Origin of the sequence: Marinomonas lutimaris, assembly GCF_019426345.1 — a bacterium.
Lineage (GTDB): Bacteria > Pseudomonadota > Gammaproteobacteria > Pseudomonadales > Marinomonadaceae > Marinomonas > Marinomonas lutimaris.
On sequence record NZ_JAHLLW010000024.1, the window covers coordinates 29,582 to 50,153 of the forward strand.

General features: G+C 42.7%; 22 protein-coding genes. 2 read left to right on the forward strand and 20 right to left on the reverse strand.

What is annotated here, in order from left to right:
* Positions 1-13: 13 nt before the first annotated feature.
* The 3 genes from KPL72_RS19015 to KPL72_RS19025 form a co-directional block, all read right to left on the reverse strand.
* The gene (locus tag KPL72_RS19015) at positions 14-547 is read right to left on the reverse strand and encodes a DinB family protein (RefSeq protein ID WP_212918161.1); all 534 of its coding nucleotides are present in this window, start codon (positions 545-547) and stop codon (positions 14-16) included.
* 25 nt (positions 548-572) lie between these two features.
* The gene (locus KPL72_RS19020) at positions 573-932 is read right to left on the reverse strand and encodes a DUF1304 domain-containing protein (protein WP_212918160.1); all 360 of its coding nucleotides are present in this window, start codon (positions 930-932) and stop codon (positions 573-575) included.
* Positions 933-1,065: 133 nt separating this feature from the next.
* Positions 1,066-1,242, reverse strand: a complete 177-nt coding sequence (locus KPL72_RS19025; RefSeq protein WP_212918159.1) for a DUF2496 domain-containing protein — start codon at positions 1,240-1,242, stop codon at positions 1,066-1,068.
* A 172-nt stretch (positions 1,243-1,414) separates the two neighbouring features.
* Here KPL72_RS19025 and tmpT point away from each other — a divergent pair, with 172 nt between their 5' ends.
* Complete coding sequence (tmpT, locus tag KPL72_RS19030; RefSeq protein WP_212918158.1) at positions 1,415-2,053, forward strand: thiopurine S-methyltransferase; 639 nt, start codon at positions 1,415-1,417, stop codon at positions 2,051-2,053.
* A 149-nt stretch (positions 2,054-2,202) separates the two neighbouring features.
* Positions 2,203-4,443 (forward strand): YgiQ family radical SAM protein, encoded by a 2,241-nt coding sequence (locus KPL72_RS19035; protein WP_219704072.1) that lies wholly within the window; start codon positions 2,203-2,205, stop codon positions 4,441-4,443.
* Positions 4,444-4,533: 90 nt separating this feature from the next.
* Here the strand turns inward: KPL72_RS19035 and KPL72_RS19040 are convergent, their stop codons facing one another.
* The 17 genes from KPL72_RS19040 to KPL72_RS19120 all read right to left on the reverse strand — a co-directional run bounded on the left by KPL72_RS19040 (position 4,534) and on the right by KPL72_RS19120 (position 20,571).
* Complete coding sequence (locus tag KPL72_RS19040) at positions 4,534-5,151, reverse strand: hypothetical protein (protein ID WP_212918154.1); 618 nt, start codon at positions 5,149-5,151, stop codon at positions 4,534-4,536.
* A gap of 141 nt (positions 5,152-5,292) precedes the next feature.
* Positions 5,293-6,342, reverse strand: a complete 1,050-nt coding sequence (locus KPL72_RS19045; RefSeq protein WP_212918153.1) for a succinylglutamate desuccinylase/aspartoacylase family protein — start codon at positions 6,340-6,342, stop codon at positions 5,293-5,295.
* Positions 6,342-7,247, reverse strand: coding sequence for a 30S ribosomal protein S6--L-glutamate ligase (gene rimK / locus KPL72_RS19050; RefSeq protein ID WP_212918152.1), 906 nt, complete (start codon positions 7,245-7,247; stop codon positions 6,342-6,344). Before rimK ends, KPL72_RS19045 begins: the two co-directional genes overlap by 1 nt.
* Positions 7,248-7,456: 209 nt before the next feature.
* On the reverse strand, positions 7,457-8,794 hold the full coding sequence (der, locus tag KPL72_RS19055) for a ribosome biogenesis GTPase Der (RefSeq protein WP_212918151.1): 1,338 nt from the start codon (positions 8,792-8,794) through the stop codon (positions 7,457-7,459).
* Between the two features lie 92 nt (positions 8,795-8,886).
* Positions 8,887-10,020 carry an outer membrane protein assembly factor BamB gene (gene bamB, locus KPL72_RS19060; RefSeq protein WP_212918150.1) on the reverse strand — a complete coding sequence of 378 codons (1,134 nt, stop codon included), beginning with the start codon at positions 10,018-10,020 and terminating at the stop codon, positions 8,887-8,889.
* Between the two features lie 2 nt (positions 10,021-10,022).
* Positions 10,023-10,664, reverse strand: coding sequence for a YfgM family protein (locus KPL72_RS19065; protein WP_212918149.1), 642 nt, complete (start codon positions 10,662-10,664; stop codon positions 10,023-10,025).
* Positions 10,665-10,726: 62 nt separating this feature from the next.
* The gene (gene hisS / locus KPL72_RS19070) at positions 10,727-12,001 is read right to left on the reverse strand and encodes a histidine--tRNA ligase (RefSeq protein ID WP_219704073.1); all 1,275 of its coding nucleotides are present in this window, start codon (positions 11,999-12,001) and stop codon (positions 10,727-10,729) included.
* A gap of 9 nt (positions 12,002-12,010) precedes the next feature.
* On the reverse strand, positions 12,011-13,123 hold the full coding sequence (gene ispG, locus KPL72_RS19075) for a flavodoxin-dependent (E)-4-hydroxy-3-methylbut-2-enyl-diphosphate synthase (protein WP_212918147.1): 1,113 nt from the start codon (positions 13,121-13,123) through the stop codon (positions 12,011-12,013).
* An 8-nt stretch (positions 13,124-13,131) separates the two neighbouring features.
* Positions 13,132-14,142, reverse strand: coding sequence for a RodZ domain-containing protein (locus KPL72_RS19080; protein ID WP_249422347.1), 1,011 nt, complete (start codon positions 14,140-14,142; stop codon positions 13,132-13,134).
* A gap of 1 nt (position 14,143) precedes the next feature.
* Positions 14,144-14,791, reverse strand: coding sequence for a hypothetical protein (locus KPL72_RS19085; protein ID WP_249422348.1), 648 nt, complete (start codon positions 14,789-14,791; stop codon positions 14,144-14,146).
* A 113-nt stretch (positions 14,792-14,904) separates the two neighbouring features.
* Positions 14,905-16,020: a dual-specificity RNA methyltransferase RlmN gene (gene rlmN, locus KPL72_RS19090; protein WP_212918144.1), complete on the reverse strand. Its 1,116-nt coding sequence runs from the start codon at positions 16,018-16,020 to the stop codon at positions 14,905-14,907.
* A gap of 145 nt (positions 16,021-16,165) precedes the next feature.
* Positions 16,166-16,573, reverse strand: coding sequence for a nucleoside-diphosphate kinase (gene ndk / locus KPL72_RS19095; RefSeq protein ID WP_114411601.1), 408 nt, complete (start codon positions 16,571-16,573; stop codon positions 16,166-16,168).
* 156 nt (positions 16,574-16,729) lie between these two features.
* Complete coding sequence (locus tag KPL72_RS19100; protein ID WP_219704076.1) at positions 16,730-17,884, reverse strand: IscS subfamily cysteine desulfurase; 1,155 nt, start codon at positions 17,882-17,884, stop codon at positions 16,730-16,732.
* Positions 17,885-17,936: 52 nt separating this feature from the next.
* Entirely contained in the window at positions 17,937-18,362 is a 426-nt protein-coding gene (locus KPL72_RS19105; protein ID WP_212918142.1) for a SufE family protein, read from the reverse strand.
* Between the two features lie 117 nt (positions 18,363-18,479).
* Complete coding sequence (gene sufT / locus KPL72_RS19110) at positions 18,480-19,010, reverse strand: putative Fe-S cluster assembly protein SufT (protein ID WP_212918141.1); 531 nt, start codon at positions 19,008-19,010, stop codon at positions 18,480-18,482.
* Positions 19,011-19,014: 4 nt separating this feature from the next.
* Entirely contained in the window at positions 19,015-19,365 is a 351-nt protein-coding gene (locus KPL72_RS19115; RefSeq protein WP_219704077.1) for a HesB/IscA family protein, read from the reverse strand.
* Positions 19,366-19,374: 9 nt separating this feature from the next.
* Entirely contained in the window at positions 19,375-20,571 is a 1,197-nt protein-coding gene (locus tag KPL72_RS19120) for an aminotransferase class V-fold PLP-dependent enzyme (protein WP_346729533.1), read from the reverse strand.
* Position 20,572 lies beyond the last annotated feature (1 nt).

Consider the following 20,572-nt stretch of genomic DNA (forward strand, 5'->3'; position numbering starts at 1 on the left):
CTTATTATAACAATTACATGCGTGGAATGGTGGTTATCAAGTCTGTTACGCCGACATCAATACCCAGTTGAGAAAGTAAAGTGGTTATCTGGCCTCTATGATGAGTCTGATGATTAAAAAAGTGCTGTAGAGTAAAACCAAACCTTTGCGAATGATCAACACCCTTCATATTTATATACTCAAGCGCAGATGCTAGCATCTCGTCAGTTACTTCATCCATCATCGCAATAATTAGCAGATCTAATTCAAAGCGCTGGCTTTGTAATAATAGCAAATCATCAAACAACCGAGTATTAAGTGCTGCAGGTCGCTCTAGCACACGAACACGATCTAGACTAGAAAGCTCAGTGAAATGAGCTGCAAAGCGCTTCAGCCAAATAATGTCCGCCGCAAGGTTATGATTAAGCGTGCCTAGCACAGAGCCAAAAAATGCACCTTTATCTTCAACCAAATTAGCATAACTCAACTCACCAGCCGCTTTATAGATCGCCTGATTCATCCATTGATTATACGACGCCATCAGCTGCATATTTTCTTTTACCGACATAATTATCGCCCTCTTAAGGTATTTATTAAGCTGCTAGTAAAACAGCAATAAGAGCAATTAAACCCGGTAATCCTTGTACAAACAAAATCTTCTTGCTCGAGGTAATCGCGCCATAAATACCAGCAACAACCACACAGAGTAAAAAGAAAATCATTACCTGTGAGCCTGCCGCACCAAGCCACGCTCCCCACAACAAACCTGCTGCCAAAAAACCGTTATAAAGCCCTTGGTTGGCAGCCATCACCTTACTCGCTTTAGCAAAATCAGGTTTTAAGCCAAATATCTTCATACCCTTAGGCTTGTCCCAAAGAAACATCTCAATGTACATAATGTAAAGATGTAACAGGGCGACAAGAACGGTGGCAACAATTGCGATTAATTCCATAGATATACCTCTTCTTATTTTTATTCCGTTAACCAAAAAACTCAAAACCTAACACAATGCTTTTCAATTAAGGAACTGAGAAACTATTTTGCTATTCCTTGGTCTACTACATCAAGTTCGTTTTGCTCGTTACCTATTTTTCAAGCGTCACTTGCGCTTTATCATTCATTCTTTCAAGCTTCCCTTGAAAGTCTCTCAAAGCAATGGTCAAAGCGCCTACTGCGACACTTGGCTCTATGTCATTGCTTTCAAGCAGCTCAATAAGGTCAACAGCCAGCTTAATGTGATCTGGCGCGAGGTCTAAAGGCATAAAAACTCCATACGTGAGATTGCAACAATCTATATGTAAAATGCACAAAATAGGCAATTAAAAAACGTTTTTGCCGTCTATAATGGCTTTTGGCATTACGAGTTGTTCAACATAAAATAAGACAAATATAATACACATCGAACATAAACAAGCCTAATTTAACGAGGTTATCGTGATTACAAATGAATTTTGGTTGGATCGATGGAAAACTGGACGTATTGGTTTTCATCAAGAAGGCGTCAATCCGAAGCTGATAGAGTTCTGGCCTGCCTTACCCAAAGGCAGCAGAGTTCTTGTGCCTTTATGTGGTAAATCCAATGACATGATTTGGTTAGCTGAACAAGGCTATGAAGTCACAGGTGTTGAACTCTCTTCTCTGGCAGTCATTCAATTTCTAGGTGATAACGATTTAGCCTTTGAAACACATCAAGAAAGCGACCTAAAAGTTCATACCGTTGATGGTTTACCTTTACGAATTGTCGAAGGTGACTATTTCCAATTCAACGAAACTGAATTTGATGCCTGTTATGATCGCGCCGCTATGATAGCGATGCCAGATTCAAAACGTGCAGAGTACGTTGCCCACACCCTTGATCGTTTATCCTCATCTGCTTGCGTACTATTAGTGTCATTACAATATGATGGCGACAAGCAAGGGCCACCATTTTCAGTCGATGAAGATAGTGTGATATCGCTGTGGGGGAGTCAGATTCAGAAAATCGCCTCTGAAAATCTAGCACTAACTAATCCTCAATATAAAGAGGAAGGGCACAGTGTATTTGAGGAAAGCGTGTGGCGTATTCAACCCTAGATAATATAAGGCTGAATAGACCTAGATTAGACTGTATACCCTAGGTTTTTTCTGGGATAATACGGCACAATTTTTCACCGATAATCCATGTATCCTCGTAATGATTAAAAATGCGAACTCACCATTACGCCAGATACCAAGAGTAAATAATGATCAAACGACATAAAACCGCCAAAGAACTCTTTTCTTACCCATTGTATTGGGCTGAGTGTTATGGCGTTTCGCCCTTCCTACCAACAACCAGAGAAGAAATGGACGCTCTTGGCTGGGACAGCTGCGATGTGATCATAGTGTCAGGTGATGCTTATGTGGATCACCCTAGTTTTGGTATGGCGGTTTTAGGTCGCTTATTAGAAGCACAAGGTTATCGCGTTGGCATCATCGATCAACCTGATTGGCGTAACACTAAAGATTTCATGCGCCTTGGTCGCCCTAACCTATATTTTGGCGTTACCGCTGGCAATATGGACTCCTTGATCAATCGCTACACCGCCGATTTAAAAGTGCGTAATGACGACGCTTATACGCCTTACGGTGTTGGTGGAAAACGCCCTGATCGCGCAGTTATTGTTTACTCTCAGCGCTGTAAAGAAGCATTCCACGATGTTCCTGTCATGATTGGCGGTATTGAAGCCAGCCTTCGTCGCATTGCCCAATACGACTATTGGAGCGATGAGGTACGTCGTTCGGTACTGATCGATTCAACTGCCGATATTTTACTTTACGGTAATGCTGAACGCGCCATGATTGAAGTAACCCATCAGATGGCTATGGGCAAAACGCTTGATGAGTTAACCGACATTCGCGGTACGACTATTGTTCGAAACACCCCACCTGGCGGCTATACTGAAATCGATTCGACTCGTGTGGATTGGCCTGGCAAAGTAGATCAAATTTATAGCCCTTACGAATATATTCCAGAAGGAAAATGTCAGACTAAAGATGAAGAAGAGTCCGATATCATGCCTATTCGCGTGATTCCAGCACCACTTCGTCGCGGCGAAAAACTTGATCCTGAAAAAACTTATATTCGCTTACCTTCTTTTGAAAAAGTTTCTAAAGATCCTGTTTTATACGCGCACACATCACGTATTTTGCACCTTGAATCAAACCCACATAACGCACGCGCACTAATCCAAAAGCATGGCAAGAAAGAGATATGGGTTAACCCACCACCGATTCCATTGGAAACACCAGAAATGGATGGCGTGTTTGATTTACCTTATGCGCGTGTGCCGCACCCGAAATACAAAAAAGCCCGCATTCCTGCTTATGACATGATAAAAACATCGATCAATATCATGCGCGGTTGTTTTGGTGGTTGTACTTTTTGTTCGATTACCGAGCATGAAGGACGAGTGATTCAGTCTCGTTCACACGAATCTATTTTAAAGGAAATTGAAGATATCAAGGACAAGGTGCCAGGTTTCACAGGGCATATCTCTGACCTTGGCGGACCAACTTCCAACATGTACACACTGAACTGTAACGACGACGAAGTGCAAGCGTCCTGCCGTAAACTGTCTTGTGTTTATCCAACTATTTGCTCTAACTTGAATACCGACCATAGCCCTACGACGCAACTGTATCGCAAAACTCGTGCGGTTGAAGGCATTCATACCGTATCTATTGCCTCAGGTTTACGTTATGACCTTGCTGTAGAAGATCCTGAGTACGTTCGTGAACTTGTCACTCATCACGTTGGCGGCTTACTGAAAATTGCCCCTGAGCACTCAGAGCAAGGCACTTTGTCAAAAATGATGAAGCCAGGCATGGGAACTTATGATCGCTTCAAACGCATGTTTGATAAGTACTCCAAAGAAGCGGGCAAGAAGCAGCATTTAATCCCTTACTTTATCGCCGCGCATCCTGGTAGCTCTGATGAAGACATGCTTAACCTAGCTGTGTGGCTGAAAACCAATGACTTCAAACCAGACCAAGTACAAACCTTTTACCCTTCGCCAATGTCATTAGCTACAGCTATGTATCACTCTGGTAAAAACCCGCTAAAACCGGTTACTTATAAGAGTGAAGACGTTTATACCCCTAAAGACGCCAAGCAACGTACGGTACAAAAAGGTTTCTTGCGCTATCACGATCCGAGCAACTGGCAGGATCTACGTAACACTTTAATCAAAATGGGCCGTCCTGAACTTATTGGTCATGGTGATAACAAATTGGTGCCAGCGGAAGAGAAAGATAAACAAGTACGTCGTCGTCCTCAAAAAGCCAAACCTGGCCAAGCGACAGGCGCTTCCCATACATCAAACAGACCGACCATGGAAAAGAACGCTGCAGCAGAAAGAGCTCGTCGTAAAAATAACAACGGCGGCGTTGCAGCCACCCCAACAAAACGCCGTAAGACAAAAGTAAAGTCTCGCCAACAGTAACCTTATACCAGAATTAGGTGTACAGAGAGACAGGCATAAAAAAACGCGCCATGCTTATTTAACATGGCGCGTTTTTTATTAAATTAGAAATTAGTTATGCTTGGCCTTTGCCAGTTTATTGCGTTTGCGACAAGCAATCACCAACTCGACCGCAGAAATTAAGATTAAGGTATAACCTAACGTCTCAATCCCCTCCTCGACGATATTCTTAACAATACGCATATAGGAATCTCCCATAACCGCCTGCCAAAATGAACTACGCCCCATCAATCTAGAAAACGCCAATATTGTAACGAATCCAGCTAAAAAAGTGCCAAAACTAGATTGCAGAGAATACTCTTTTAAAGAAGCGTAAATAGAAGTAAATCGCCCCCATAAAAAAACTAAAACACAAATAAAGATCATACCAACAATTGTTTGCCACGCCCCATCAAATACATAAGTATCCAATACTGCATCCGACTCACGGACAAACATCATTGCTAGCAAAGCCCCAAGCAACGTGGCCGCTATGTTTAATTTAGCATCCACACGTGCCGCATATAGGAATAACATGCAGCTAAAGAAAGACATAAAATCTTGCATATGCTCAGTGAGGGTTTGTTCACTGTATTCAGCGGCCGTTAACGACTGATACCCTTCCAATGAAACAAGCTGCGCAACACCGGCAACAGCAAAAAGATAAACAAAACCGCGAAGAATAAACATGAAAAAAACCTCAACTTTTGAAGTCGAGATTTTAGTGAAAAAAAAATGAAAAAACGATACAGCACATGAAGATGACACTATCATTACTTGTTTTATGCTTAAGTCATGACATTTATAATAAAAATGGAATTATCTATCAATTCATGAAGACTTATAGTCTATCAGTCTCAAAGACGCTTCACTGTCCATCAACTCATCTTGCATACTTTCGACATGCCCCGCCACCTCATCTGGAGATGAAAAATGGGCAATGTGATACATGGCATCACCTTCTTGAACTAATGGAATATTTTGCTTACCAATAATAATCCCACCATTTTTACATAGAACTTTATCCAAAATATCACCATAAGGATCTTTAATCTCAGCCAGCACATCGCCCGCCTCAACAAGATCACCTAGCTCTTTTATATGCGTTGTAAAACCGCTGTCTGTGGCTCTTATCCAACTACTGCTACGTGCAATCCTAGGCTCAGACAGAGACTTTTTACTACGAGACTTGGGCAACATACCCAGATGCCTCATAACCCCAACAATACCTTTCACACCTGCCCTTATGGATAGCTCATCAAAGCGTAGCGCTTCACCCGCTTCATACAGAATAACCTTAGCACCGACATCATTCGCACATTCGCGCAATGAGCCATCGCGAAGGTTAGAATTCATCAACACGGGAACACCAAAAGCTCTAGCAATAGCCAGCGTTTCGGGATCATCAAGATTCGCTCGCACTTGCGGCAAGTTGGTGCGGTGCAAACTTCCGGTATGAAGGTCAATACCATAATCTGCCTTAGAAACAATTTCACTCAAAAAACGATCTGCAACACGACCCGCTAATGAGCCACGCTGAGAACCGGGAAAAGAACGATTTAAGTCGCGTCTATCAGGTAAATAACGGCTTTGGCTCAACACACCATAACCGTTAACAATTGGCACTGCGATCAAGGTGCCTTTTAAGCTCTCAAGATATTTACTTTGAATGATTCGACTAATAATCTCAATACCATTCAACTCATCACCATGAATTGCAGCACTAATAAACAAGGTAGGACCAGCACGCTTGCCACGCTTTACAAACACTGGCATAGACATATTCGTGTCCGTATACAACTTTACCATTGGCAGCTTTATACGAGCAGTACCACCTAACGGAATCTCTACACCGCCAATTGTTAAAGTTGCTTTCCCCATTAACCTTTTCCTTTTGTTTTTGTGCTACTCAAAAATGCTGTTTTTTCAATGTGCTTAATAATCATAGAAGCAACATCTTTACCCGTTGCAGATTCAATACCTTCCAATCCTGGCGAAGAGTTTACTTCCATGATAAGAGGGCCATTGTTGGATCGTAGAATATCCACACCACACATATTCAAGCCCATTACTTTTGCAGCTTCAACCGCGGTGCGTCTTTCTTCAGGTGACAATTTAACCAAAGATGCGGTTCCACCACGGTGAAGATTAGAGCGGAACTCACCTTCTGCGCCTTGTCTTTTCATCGCAGCGATTACTTTACCACCAACTACTAAACAGCGAATATCAGCACCACCGGCCTCTTTGATGTACTCTTGCACCAAGATATTAGCTTTTAATCCCATAAAAGCTTCGATGATAGACTCAGCAGTCTTATTCGACTCAGCTAAAACAACACCGATACCTTGAGTCCCTTCTAACAACTTAATAACCACAGGGGCGCCACCGACATTTTTCAACAAGTCGCCTATCTTATCAGGGTGATGCGCAAAGCCAGTTTTAGGCAATCCTAGACCTTTTCGAGACATAAGCTGCAAAGATCTTAACTTATCACGTGAACGGCTGATCGCTACGGATTCGTTAATACTGTAAGTCCCCATCATCTCGAACTGCCTAACAACAGCTGTACCATAAAAAGTAACCGAAGCCCCAATCCTTGGAATGACCGCATCATATTTAGGCAATGGCTTACCGTCGTAACGGACGGAAGGGTTGCTACTTGTAATGTCCATATAACAATGCATCGTATCAATTACATCTACCTCATGCCCAAGTTGTTCACCTGCCTCAACCAATCGACGAGTAGAATAGAGTCGAGGATTACGAGAAAGAATTGCGATTTTCATAGATGTCCTTTGAACAAAATAAGAAAGCAAACGTACAGACGATGCTTATAAAAAAGTGCTTATATAAAAATTAATGCTATTGGCGCGAGAATAGTGAATAACCTTATATTTAGAAAGAGATTTCATACATTTTACATAAAAAAATCTCCAAGTCCCCTTGTCAAACAAAGGTACTCAGAGATTCTTGAGTGGTCTTCTAGAAATAACGATTATTTCTTAGGAGCAAACGGGTTTTCAGCCGATTTGAATTCAAAAATAATCGGTGTACCAGTAATGTTTAGTACAGTTCTAAACTTATTTTCAAGATAGCGCTTATAGCTTCCTGGCAAAGCATCAGTTTGATTACCATGAACAACAATACGTGGTGGGTTTGATCCCCCCTGGTGCGCGTATCGAAGCTTAATTCGACGGCTATTTACCATTGGAGGTTGATGCTCTGCAATGGAATCCTCAAGAATTCGTGTCAAACGGTTTGTTGTCCATTTGGCATAACAAGACTCGTAAGTGCTTTCGATTGTATCGTATAAATCACCAACACCAGTACCATGCAAAGCAGAGATGTAGTGCACTTTAGCGTAAGGAACAAAGCCCAAACGTCGCTCAACTTCACTCTTAATATGCTCACGATCATCCTTTTTAAGGCCATCCCATTTATTGATCGCAATAATTACTCCGCGGCCAGCATCCAATACATAACCAATCATATGTAGATCTTGCTCAACCAAATCTTCATGGGAGTCAATTACCACAATAACGACGTTAGCATCTTGAATAGCCTGCAAAGCCTTAACAATAGAAAACTTCTCAACCGCTTCTTTAACATGTTTACGGCGACGAATACCTGCAGTATCGATAAGCGTATATTCTTTCTCATTACGCACGTAAGGAATATAAACACTGTCACGCGTAGTACCTGGCATGTCATAGACCACAACACGATCTTCGCCTAGCATACGGTTGACCAATGTAGATTTACCCACATTTGGACGCCCCACCACACCAATACGAATACCACGAGATTCTATGCTAATTTGATTTTTGGCTTCTTCTACACGCTCTGCAAATGGCAACATGACCTTATCAATTAGAACGTGCACCCCCTTGCCATGAGAAGCAGCAATAGGATGTAGTTCACCAAAACCTAATGAATAAAAATCCGCCAATGCGATATCTTCATTAATACCGTCAGTCTTATTTACCACAAGAGAGATTGGCTTATTGGAACGACGCAAATGATTAGCAATCATCTCGTCCGAAGGGTTCAAGCCATGGCGACCATCGACAAGAAACAAAACCGCATCTGCCTCTTCTATCGCCAACAAAGACTGGCGTGCCATTTTTTCATCTATACCCTGCTCATCACCACTGATACCACCAGTGTCAATGACGATAAATTCATGTTCACCAAGCTTACCGTCACCGTATTTACGGTCTCGGGTTAAACCTGGATAATCGGCAACCAAAGCATCACGGGATCTCGTCAATTGATTGAAGAGAGTTGACTTGCCAACATTGGGTCTACCTACCAATGCAATAACTGGAATCATTTTTTTACCTATAAAAATACAAAGCGGCCACCACCCCCAATAAAGGGATGGCAGCCTCTTTAAAAATCGCTAAAAAGAAATCAAAACTGATTTCAATAGCTCAATGCCGTCACGTTAGAGTTCGGCGTAAGAATAAACAATTGCTTGTCATTTGCCACCATGCGGCTACCTGGTGGAACGTCATTGTCAGCTACCTTATGCGCAGCCACTTCGCCTGTTGTAAGATCAAGCAAATGCACATAACCACCACGATCCATCACAGCAACATAATCACGGAAGAATTCTGGCGTAATCAAATCACGCTCTACAAGATCTGTATTTTCCCAAACTTCAGTGCCATTTTTAGCGTTCAATGCAATGACTTTACTTGTCATATCAACAGCAACTAATAGCTCGCCCCTTACAGCAACACCTACTGAACTAGGAATACTACGCTGCCATAGTGGTCGACCATTTTCAATTGAAAGTGCGGCAAGCGTACCATTGTAGGCAACAGCATAAACAACACCATTTTCTACCACTAAACGGCCATCGATATCGCTTAATCGCTCTATCTCATAACGCCCTTCTGGCTTACCAACTTCATAGGACCAAAGTAAATTGCCATCTTGTAGCGAATAAGCTTTCAACTTACCACTGGCAAAACCAGCAATAACTTTTCCGTCAGCAATAACTGGAGCGCTTGTACCACGAACAGTCAAAGATGGCAAATCCTCTTTCGCACGCCATTGAGTATCGCCCGTCTCAGCATCCAGTACACTTAACCAGCCATCAGAAGTTTGTATGACCAATTTACCTGCTGCATAAGAACCTTCAGACAAGACTTCAGAACTTAATGTTTTTTCCCACAAGATAGATTTACTTGTCAAAGAAACAGCAATAAGTTGAGCATCATAGGTACCAAAGTATACAACGTCACCATGGCGCGCTACGCCTGCACTCGCCCTATACTCAGTTGAGACAGTATTTTTCTTCTTTCCATTTTCTTGTGCAAGTTCGTAAACGGTTCCCTTCTCAGTAACAAAAAACAATGAGCCGTTTTCTGCTACAAGATTAAAACGTTCACTAGACTCACCAAAATTACCATCCACACCAGTCCGCCATGACGTTTTTAAATTAACCTTACTCTCTATAGAAGGAGGGCTTGGCAAATCTGGACGAGAGTTAGAGCAACCTTGAGTGATCAAAGCAGCAAACAATACGACGAAAAAAAGAGACTTTCTCATAGTTAACCTTTCACCAAATCCTTAAGTTTAATATCAAGCAATGGATGATTCACACCCACGCCCAATGCTTCACTTGCCTTCTGATAAGCAATACGCGCATCATCACGCTTACCTTGTGAAACTAGAATATCACCAATCAATTCTTGCTGCTGTGCAGCAAATTCTTCTTCAGTTACTTTTTCAACTCGAGCCATAGCGCCAGCATAGTCTTCTTTTTGAAGCATCAAGCGCGCCACTCGCAGATTCGCAATTGCTACAAAAGAAACATCTTTTGTTTTTGCAATGGCATCATCCAATGCCTTAATTGCCTCGTCATACTTGCCATTTTCAGCATCGACACGTGCCAAGAATAATTGACCAAACATGGCATAACCCGTATCCCCATAATCATCAGCAAGTTGCTTAGCAATAAAGGTAACGGTTTTTTGATTGTTTTCATCGCTTAGATCGGAAGAGGCCTGGACCAAGTTTTGATAAAGTGCAGATGCTTCACTGGTGTAGTTAGCTTGGCTCGTTTTCCAAGCCTGCCAACCGAAATAACCACCAACAGCAACAGCTATAGCAACGACCAACATAATGCCGTTCTTTTTCCACCAAGATTTAAACGCTTCTATTTGTTCTTCTTCAGTCTTTAATTCAGACACTTTTTCTTCCTCATGTAAGGCACCGCCAAATAACCTAAATGACGGCACTCCATTAAATCAAATTACAGCTTGGCACCAATATAGGCAGCAACATCAGCAAGTGGATGAGATTGTTGATCACCCGTTGACATATCTTTTACCTGACAAATTCCATTATCAACTTCATCTTGCCCTAGAATAATCGTGAAACGAGCCTCTGAACGATCGGCTTTTTTCATTTGATTCTTAAAGCTACCACCGCCACAGTGGCGCAAAACGATAAGGTTTGAATTTTCTTCACGCAAGGACTCAGCTAAAACAAAAGAAGCAAGCTCTGCATCATCTCCCATACTAATAACAAACACATCAGTAGAGAATTTTGCAGCATCAGGAATCAAGTTTAACGTTTCAAGTAAAAGCACCAAGCGCTCGATACCCATTGCAAAACCAACAGCAGGTGTTGATTTCCCACCCAACTGCTCAACCAAACCATCATAACGACCACCCGCACAAACCGTTGCCTGAGAACCAAGATGCGACGTAACCCACTCGAAAACCGTTTTACCGTAATAATCCAAACCACGCACTAGACGACGGTTGATAACATAAGAGATACCATTGGCTTTCAAGATAGCCTGCAATAATTCGAAGTGAGCCTGTGACTCTTCGCCAATAAAATCTTCCAGGTTTGGCGCGTCTTTCAGCACTGCTTGAGTCGATTCGTCTTTAGAATCTAATATTCTTAATGGGTTCGTTCCTAGACGACGCTGACTATCCTCATCTAACTGATCTTTAAACTCAGTCAAATAATCAACCAAAGCCGCTTTATAAGTCTCACGCTCGGATGCTAAGCCAATGGTGTTCAACTGCAGCTCAACATGTTCTAACAAACCAAGTTTTTTCCACAGACGAGCGGATAAAATTATTAACTCTGCATCGATGTCAGCGGAACCCATACCAAAAGATTCCACACCAATTTGATGGAATTGGCGGTAGCGACCTTTTTGAGGGCGCTCATAACGAAACATTGGCCCTGTGTACCACAAACGCTGAGTTTGATTAAACAACAAACCAGCCTGATCCGCCGCACGAACACAACTAGCTGTACCTTCTGGGCGCAAAGTCAAAGACTCACCGTTACGATCATCAAAGGTATACATTTCTTTTTCTACGATATCCGTTGTTTCACCGACACCGCGTTTAAACAAATCCGTATTTTCAACAATAGGAAAACGAATTTGCTGATATCCATAAGACTTAACAACATCAGCCACTGTTTTTTCTAGATATAACCAAACAGAGGATTGATCAGGCAAAATGTCGTTCATTCCCCTAATCGCTTGAATTTTACGAGCCACAATGGATCCTTAATTTTTTACAATGATATTGGCTAATTCGCGTTCTTTAAGGAGAGCCTTTTTACGAATCATTTTTTCTAAATCATCAACAAGCGTTTCATTTTTCGTTTTGCTGTTCGGTTTACCATCTTGATAAATCAAGTTATTCGGAGAACCACCAGCAAGACCAATGTCCGCTTCTTTTGCCTCACCCGGACCATTCACCACACAACCAATAACAGCAACGTCCATTGGGATAGTAATGTCATCAAGTCGCTCTTCTAACTCATTCATTGTTTTAATAACATCAAAATTTTGACGAGAGCAGCTTGGGCAAGCAATAAAGTTAATACCACGATTACGCAATTTCAAACTACGCAACATATCCCAACCGACCTTGATCTCCTGAACAGGATCAGCCGCCAAAGAAACACGTAGCGTATCACCAATACCATCCATTAAAAGCAAGCCAAGCCCGATTGAAGACTTAACCGTTCCTGAGCGCAAACCACCCGCTTCAGTAATACCCAAATGCAATGGGTTATCTATTTGGCTGGCAATTTTGCGATAAGCTTCAACTGTCATGAAAATATCTGATGCTTTTAGGCTCAACTTATACTCATGAAAATCCAGCTCATCAAAATATTGGATTTGACGAAAAGCGGATTCAACTAGCGCATCAGGAGTTGGTTCACCGTATTTTTTTTGCAGATCTTTTTCTAAAGATCCGGCATTAACACCAATACGAATGGGGATATTTTTGTCTCGAGCACAATCCACAACGGCACGAATACGGTCTTTGTTACCAATATTACCCGGGTTAATCCGAAGACAGTCAACACCGTACTCTGCGACTTTCAAGGCAATTTTATAATCGAAGTGAATATCAGCGACCAATGGAATAGAAACAGCTTCACGTATTTTTTTGAACGCTTCAGCCGCATCCATAGATGGGATAGAAACACGAACAATATCAGCACCAGCATCGGCAATAGCGCGAATCTGAGCGACAGTCGCATCAACATCACAAGTTTCTGTGTTCGTCATACTCTGAACACTGATTGGCGCACCACCGCCAACCGGTACATTCCCAACCATGATCTGACGAGAATGACGGCGTTTTATAGGTGATTCAAAATGCATAAGAGTCTCTACTTGAGCTCAAATCGAGCCAAATCTTTATGTGTAAAAGAAGAAAAATCGAATACTTCACCTTTGTATTTCAAAGATGACACGCCTTTCGCGTAACCCAATACGACGCGGTAAGGTGCCTTACCTGTTAGCGATAGCTTAGTGCCCGCAGATTTCACCCCAGAGAACAAAATCTTTCCTGAAGCATCACGAACCTCTGTCCAACAATCTGCACCAAAAGCAATCTCAACTTCATCAGTGTAAGAAGGCATCTTCGGCGCTGCTGCAAGCTCTGCAGGTACTTCAGCGGTCGCTCTCACTACATCTTCTGGCCTTACGCCAGCTTCTTCCAAAATTGCCATTGTTTCAGCAGACAACCCAGTCACAACACCGCCATTATTAGCTGTTTTTTCAACCTGATCACTATTGGCTGAGCCTTCAGAATCACTATCTGAAGCTGCATCCACATCTGCACTAGCGTTAGAGCTAGAGACATTAGAAATATCATCAGCGTCACTTGATTCATTAGAAGGCTCTTCCGTAGCATCTAAATCTGGAGCTGTGGCAGTCTCGCTTACTTCATTCTTTATTTCATTAGGGGATACTATTTTGCTTGGCTGAGAGGGCCACCAAAAAACCAAAAAGACGAGAACAGCAACAATAATAACCGAAATAAAGATGACAATCGGGTCACCAAAGTTCGTCTGTTTGTTTACCTTATCTACAGGCTTAATCGTCGGTTCTGCATCTTCTAGTTCACTATCAAAGGCACGCAGCATCTCAGAAGGTTCAATACCTAAAAGACGGCAATAGCTTTTTAGAAAACCTCGGGCAAAGGTCACAGATCGGAAGTATTTAAAATTATTCGCCTCAAGCGCTCGCACTTGATCGATAGGAATTTTCAGCGCAGTTGCGACATGCCTTTCATCAAACTCTAGCTCTAGTCTTTTTGCTTTTAACCTATTACCAATATTAATGGTGTCCATATTCGTTTTACTTACAGAAGCATCCGTTTGAAATTCAGTTGTCATGTCAATACCTTGAGCCATTCAGGCATGTAAAATTACTCGCAGATGAATACAGTGTAGGGTCAGTCTCGCGTGCAATTAGGTGCCGCGACAGACAGTTGTACTCATCAAAATGCACCGATCCTCGGGCAGTTTCTTTATCAGCCTGGATATTATTAAAAATTAAGCGAGCTTTGTCATTACTACCCTGTATTAAAACAAGATTGAGCTCTGTCATCAAACCAATCAGAGGCAAATCAGCAATTTCTTTTGCCTGTTTTAGATAGATTTCGGCTAAATTTACTTGATTCTGACGTATAGCACACCTAGAAAGATTTATTTGCACTGATTGGCGCTTTAAAGAGCCTTTTTCGCCAGCTTTTTCAAAAGCAGCACAAGCCTCACCCCAACGATTTCTCAGCCCCAAAAGCACACCGTAGTTATTCCAAATGAAGTCATCATCAGGGTATCTCTGCAGGGCATCTTCATGCACTAAAAGTGCTTCGCTATAGTCCTCAATACTCAGCCAGTACAGGCTTAATAACCGCCAATAATCAAGCCCTTGATATGAGACCTCAACCTGATCTAACTTCTTTTTTGCTAATCCCCACTGCCCCAGCAAAAGATGTGCTTGAACAATTGGTAGTTTTTTAGATTCAGAAATAGGCTGCAAAGGAGAAACAACTTGGTAGGCGCAAGACGCACAAAGCAAGCAACACAATAAAAATGGCCATAACCATAAACGCATACTGACATCCTTGTCATATACAAAATAAACTCTTAGGGCTAATTTTTTACTTCACGCAACTCTATATACTTCTGGCTACGGCGAGTTTTGTCTTGGAAGTCACCAACCAACTGACCACAAGCCGCATCAATATCATCGCCACGAGTTGTTCGAACTGTCACGGTATAACCAGCATCAGCTAGAATTTTTTGGAAACGACGAGTGCGGTTGTTAGACGGCTTTTCATAACCCGAATGAGGGAATGGATTAAATGGAATTAAGTTAATTTTACATTCCAATACTTTAAGAAGCTCAGCCAATTCATGTGCTTGTTCTTCGTTGTCATTCACACCTGACATCAAGGTATATTCGATCGTAATATGACGTTTATCTGGTAAATTCGCCAAATAGAACTGACAAGCTTCAAGAAGCTCAGCAATCGGATATTTTTTATTTATCGGCACAAGTTCATTACGCAAAGCGTCATTTGGCGCATGCAATGAAATAGCTAAAGACACATCAGTACGTTTTACCAACTCATAAATCTTAGGCACAACACCCGAAGTACTCAAGGTGACACGACGCTTAGACAAACCGTACGCATGGTCATGCATCATCAGGATCATCGAATCAACAACAGGCTCGAAGTTCATTAAAGGCTCGCCCATGCCCATCATCACAACGTTAGTAACACGACGAGGTCCATTCGGATCCATCGGACCAAACGATTTAATCGCAATCCAAACCTGACCAATAATTTCTGCTGGCGTTAAATTACGGTTAAAACCTTGCTTGCCCGTTGAACAAAAACTGCAATCCAAAGAGCAACCAACTTGCGAAGAGACGCATAAAGTCGCTCTATCACCATCAGGAATCAAAACCGTTTCAACGCAATCGTTTTTACCGCCATCAGTACGAATAATCCATTTACGCGTACCATCAGCAGAGATATTTTGCGAAACCACTTCGGGACCACGAATCTCACAAATTTGCTCTAACTTCGCACGCAACGCCTTACTGACATCGGTCATTTCTTCGAAGCTTTCTGCTCCCTTTTGATGAATCCATTTGATCACCTGAGTAGCACGAAATTTCTTCTCGCCAATGGATTCAAAGAATTCAATCAGTTTGTCGGGGGATAAACCCAAAAGGTTCACTTTTTTGATGTCAGTCATAATTCAATGTCGCTTGCTGTAGGTAGCATTAAGTGTAAACGAAAAAAGCCTCTGAAAAGAAAAGTCTTTTCAGAAGCCTCTGTAAAAAAGCGGGCTAGCGCCCGCTTTTACAAAACAGATCGGACATAAAGGTCCTAGCTGTCAATTACTTACCGAAGAAGTAAGCAATTTCACGAGCTGCAGATTCAACAGAATCAGAACCGTGAACAGCGTTTGCATCGATAGAAGTTGCATAATCTGCACGCAAAGTACCAGCAGTCGCTTCTTTAGGGTTAGTTGCACCCATAAGTTCACGGTGACGAAGAACAGCGCCTTCACCTTCAAGAACAGAAACAACAACAGGACCAGAAGTCATGAAAGCAACCAAATCTTTGTAGAAAGGACGCTCTTTGTGCTCAGCGTAGAAACCACCAGCCAATTCGTCGTCTAGTTGAATCATTTTAGCTTCAACAATTTTGAAACCAGCACGTTCAAAACGAGTGTAGATTTCGCCAATTACGTTTTTCGCAACAGCATCAGGCTTGATGATAGATAGAGTGCGTTCTAACGCCATGATATAACTCCAAATTAAATTGAAAGGGGCAATGCCTTTTGCATGGCCCAGGACTTAAAAGTTCAGCGCGCGTATTATACGCACCAATTCATTAAAATTGTATGATCAAACGAACATTATTTATTCAAACAAGAATAAAAGTACTAATTCTTATACTTAAGCCACAGATCGGAGACGGCTCACTGCATTTTTAATGGTCTCAGCTGCAAAATCCACCTCTTCCTTGGTCGTAAAGCGCCCCACGGAAAGACGCAAGGAGCTGTGCGCCAAATCATCAGCCAAGCCAATCGTACGCAATACATAAGACGGCTCCAAGCTTGCTGAAGTACAAGCTGAACCAGAAGAGACCGCGATATCGCTCAAAGACATCAACAAGACTTCACCATCAACACCAGAGAACCCCACATTCAAAACACCGGCAACGCGGTTATCTGAGTCACCATTAAGGTGCACGCCAGATAACTCAGTCAAAGACGACCACAAACGTTCGCGCAAAGCTTTGATACGAGCACAATCCTGCTCCATTTCCTCACCCGCTAAACGAAATGCCTCCCCCATGCCAACGATCTGATGAGTCGCCAATGTGCCAGAGCGCATACCACGCTCATGACCACCACCATGAATTTGCGCTTCCAACTTCACTTTCGGAGAACGGCGCACAAACAAAGCACCAATCCCTTTTGGACCATAGGTTTTATGAGCAGTCAGAGACATTAAATCCACTTTCATGGCATTCACATCTATCTCAATTTTGCCTGTTGTCTGAGCGGCGTCAACATGTAAAAAAACACCACGCGAACGAGTTAATTCACCAATCGCAGCAACATCCGTCAGCACACCAAGTTCATTATTACCATGCATCAAAGACACTAAAATTGTATCTTCACGAAGTGCTTCTGCAACCTGATTTGGTGAAATCACCCCATGGGAATCTGGTTGCAAATAAGTCACTTCAAAGCCTTCTTTTTCAAGCTGTTTACAAGGGTCCAAAACCGCCTTGTGCTCAATCATCGACGTAATAATATGGCGGCCTTTTTGACGATAAGCATGAGCAACACCTTTCAACGCCAAGTTGTTTGCTTCTGTCGCACCGGATGTCCAAACAATCTCACGAGAGTCTGCTTTAATTAAACTTGCCACCTGCAATCTAGCCTCTTCTACCGCTTCTTCCGCACGCCAGCCAAAAAGATGCGAACGCGAAGCCGGGTTTCCAAAGTTTCCGTCCTGCGTTAAACACGCCATCATTTTTTCAGCCACTCTTGGGTCAACTGGCGTGGTAGCAGAATTATCTAGGTAAACCGGGGTGTTCATTTAACGCTCTCCAATAAAAATTAAACGACTGCTTTTTTACAATTAAAAAAAGTTAAGCGGCAGCCTGTGCAATGCCTTTTATGCGACCCACAATAGAACGCAGACCATTACCACGAGTCGGACTCAAGTGCCTCTCAAGATCCAGCTCTTCGAAATACTCCGTGATATCGAAATCTAAAATTTCCTGTGGTGTTTTATGATCCAATGCGGCTAACACCAAGCCAAGTAAACCACGAACAATGATGGCATCACTGTCTACCGCAAAAGTCAGCACTTCGCCTTTTATTGCATCTTGCTCACTGCCCGGCTGAATCCAAACACTGCTCTGGCAGCCTTTCACCAAACGCTCAGGCGTGCGCCACGCATCATCAAATGCAGGCAAAGATTTACCCAAATCAATGATGTACTTGTACTTATCTTCCCAATCGTCAAAAAACGACAGATCGTCTACGATGTCTTCCGTACTAGGTAAAGCCATGACTACCCTCTTTTTGCACTGTGCCTATTAAAACAAAAACGGCATTGGCTAAGCACCAAGGCCGTTTCATATTGTATTCGATTTTAATGAATGACCGAAGCTATCAAAAGAAAGCGGCTAAAAGAAAAGACCCGCTTCCAATTGAGCTTCTTCACTCATCATTTCTCGCGACCAAGGTGGATCAAATACCAAATCGACTTTCACTGAGTCAACATTTGGCACTTTCGCCACTCGATACTTAACATCACCAACCAAAACAGGCCCCATTCCACAACCTGGTGCAGTCAACGTCATATCAATCAAAACAGACTTAGCCTCTTGGTCAAGCGTCACTTTATATACCAAACCTAAGGACACCAAGCTAATAGGAATCTCCGGATCGTAGATGGTATCCAATGCCTGCCAAACCTGATCCTTACTGATTTCCCCGGTACCGAGATCCTCAAAATCTAAAACCTCGGGTTGCTGACCAATCGCTTCAGCATCGGTTCCATCTATGCGCAGCATATTACCTTGCCACGTAACGGTATAATTGCCACCTAAGCTCTGATTAATCGTAATAAACTGACCTTCAGGAATACTAACTGGTTCACCGCTTGGCACTCGTCGAGCTGGACAAGGGCGTTGTGTTACTACCATTTTTTGCATGAAGTTAACTCACACTAAAGCTTTCGCCACAGCCACATTCGGCTACAACGTTAGGGTTTTTAAACTTCACAACTTCGTTAACGCCTTCGCGTACCAAGTCAATCTCAGTGCCTTTCAGCATGGAAATGGATTGCGAGTCGACGGCCAAAACCACATTGCCAAATTCTAAAACTGTATCATTTTCCAAAGCGCTATCAACAATATCCAGCACGTATGAGAAACCGGTACAACCGCTCTCTTTGGTACTTAATCGAATAAGCTTGCCTGGCTGCTTTGTCAATTTAGAGGCAAAATATTTCTGCGCGGAAGCGGTTAAAGACACGCTAGAGACAGGATCAAACGTTGTTACTGTCATTGAAACCTCCTAAGCCAGCATTGTTCGCACTTTTTTCAGTGCCACAAACAAAGCGTCAACTTCTTCTAATGTATTATAAATCGCGAACGATGCTCGCGCAGTACCAGGAACATTAAAGCGCGCCATCAAAGGCTGCGCGCAATGATCACCAGTACGAACAGCAATCCCCTGACGGTCTAACAAAAAACCGATATCAGCAGGATGACCCTGATCCATTACAAAGCTCAGCACACCAATTTTTTCTTTGGCAGTACCAATAATGGTTAAGCCTTCGAATTGCTCCGCAAGCTCTGTTGCATGATCCAACAAAGCTTTTTCGTGTGCAGCAACAGCATCTTGATCCAAGGCGCTAAACCAACGAATCGCCTCTCCCATCGCAATAGCATCACCCACATTTGGCGTGCCCGCTTCAAAGCGATAAGGCAATACGTTCCAAGTAGCATCCTGCAAAGTTACGGTGGAAATCATCTCGCCGCCAGTGCGCCAGACAGGCCAAGTCGATAACACAGACTCTTTACCCCATAAGACACCAACCCCCATTGGCCCATAAATTTTATGACCTGAAAAGGCATAAAAATCACAACCAATATCTTGCACATCAGCATAGCCATGAGCAGCACCTTGAGCACCATCTACCAGTACCCAAGCTCCGACTTTTTTTGCTTTCGCCGTCATTTCTTTAATTGGGTTCACAGTACCCAATGCATTAGAAACATGCGGAAAAGCGACAAACTTAGTATGTTCATTTAGCATGGCATCATAAGCCGCTTGATCTAATTCACCAGCATCCGTCACTGGAATGGTTCTTAGAGTCGCACCAGACACTTTACATGCTTGTTGCCAGGTCACAAGATTGGCATGGTGATCCATTCCTGTAGCAATAACTTCATCACCCGGTGACAGCAAAGAACCCAAACCATTGGCAACAATATTAATCGCCTCGGTGGTGCCTGTTGTCCAAATGACTTCTTCGCGTTTTGGCGCATTAATAAAGTCTTTTACGATGTCGCGTGCGTCTTCAAAACGGCGCGTTGCTTCATCCGCAAGACGATGGGCTCCACGATGTACATTGGAATTGCATGTCGTGTAGTAATCCACCAAAGCATCAATCACACACTGTGGTTTTTGCGTTGTCGCTGCATTATCGAGATAAATAAGCGGATTACCGTCAATTACGCGTTTTAAAATCGGAAATTGCTCGCGGATA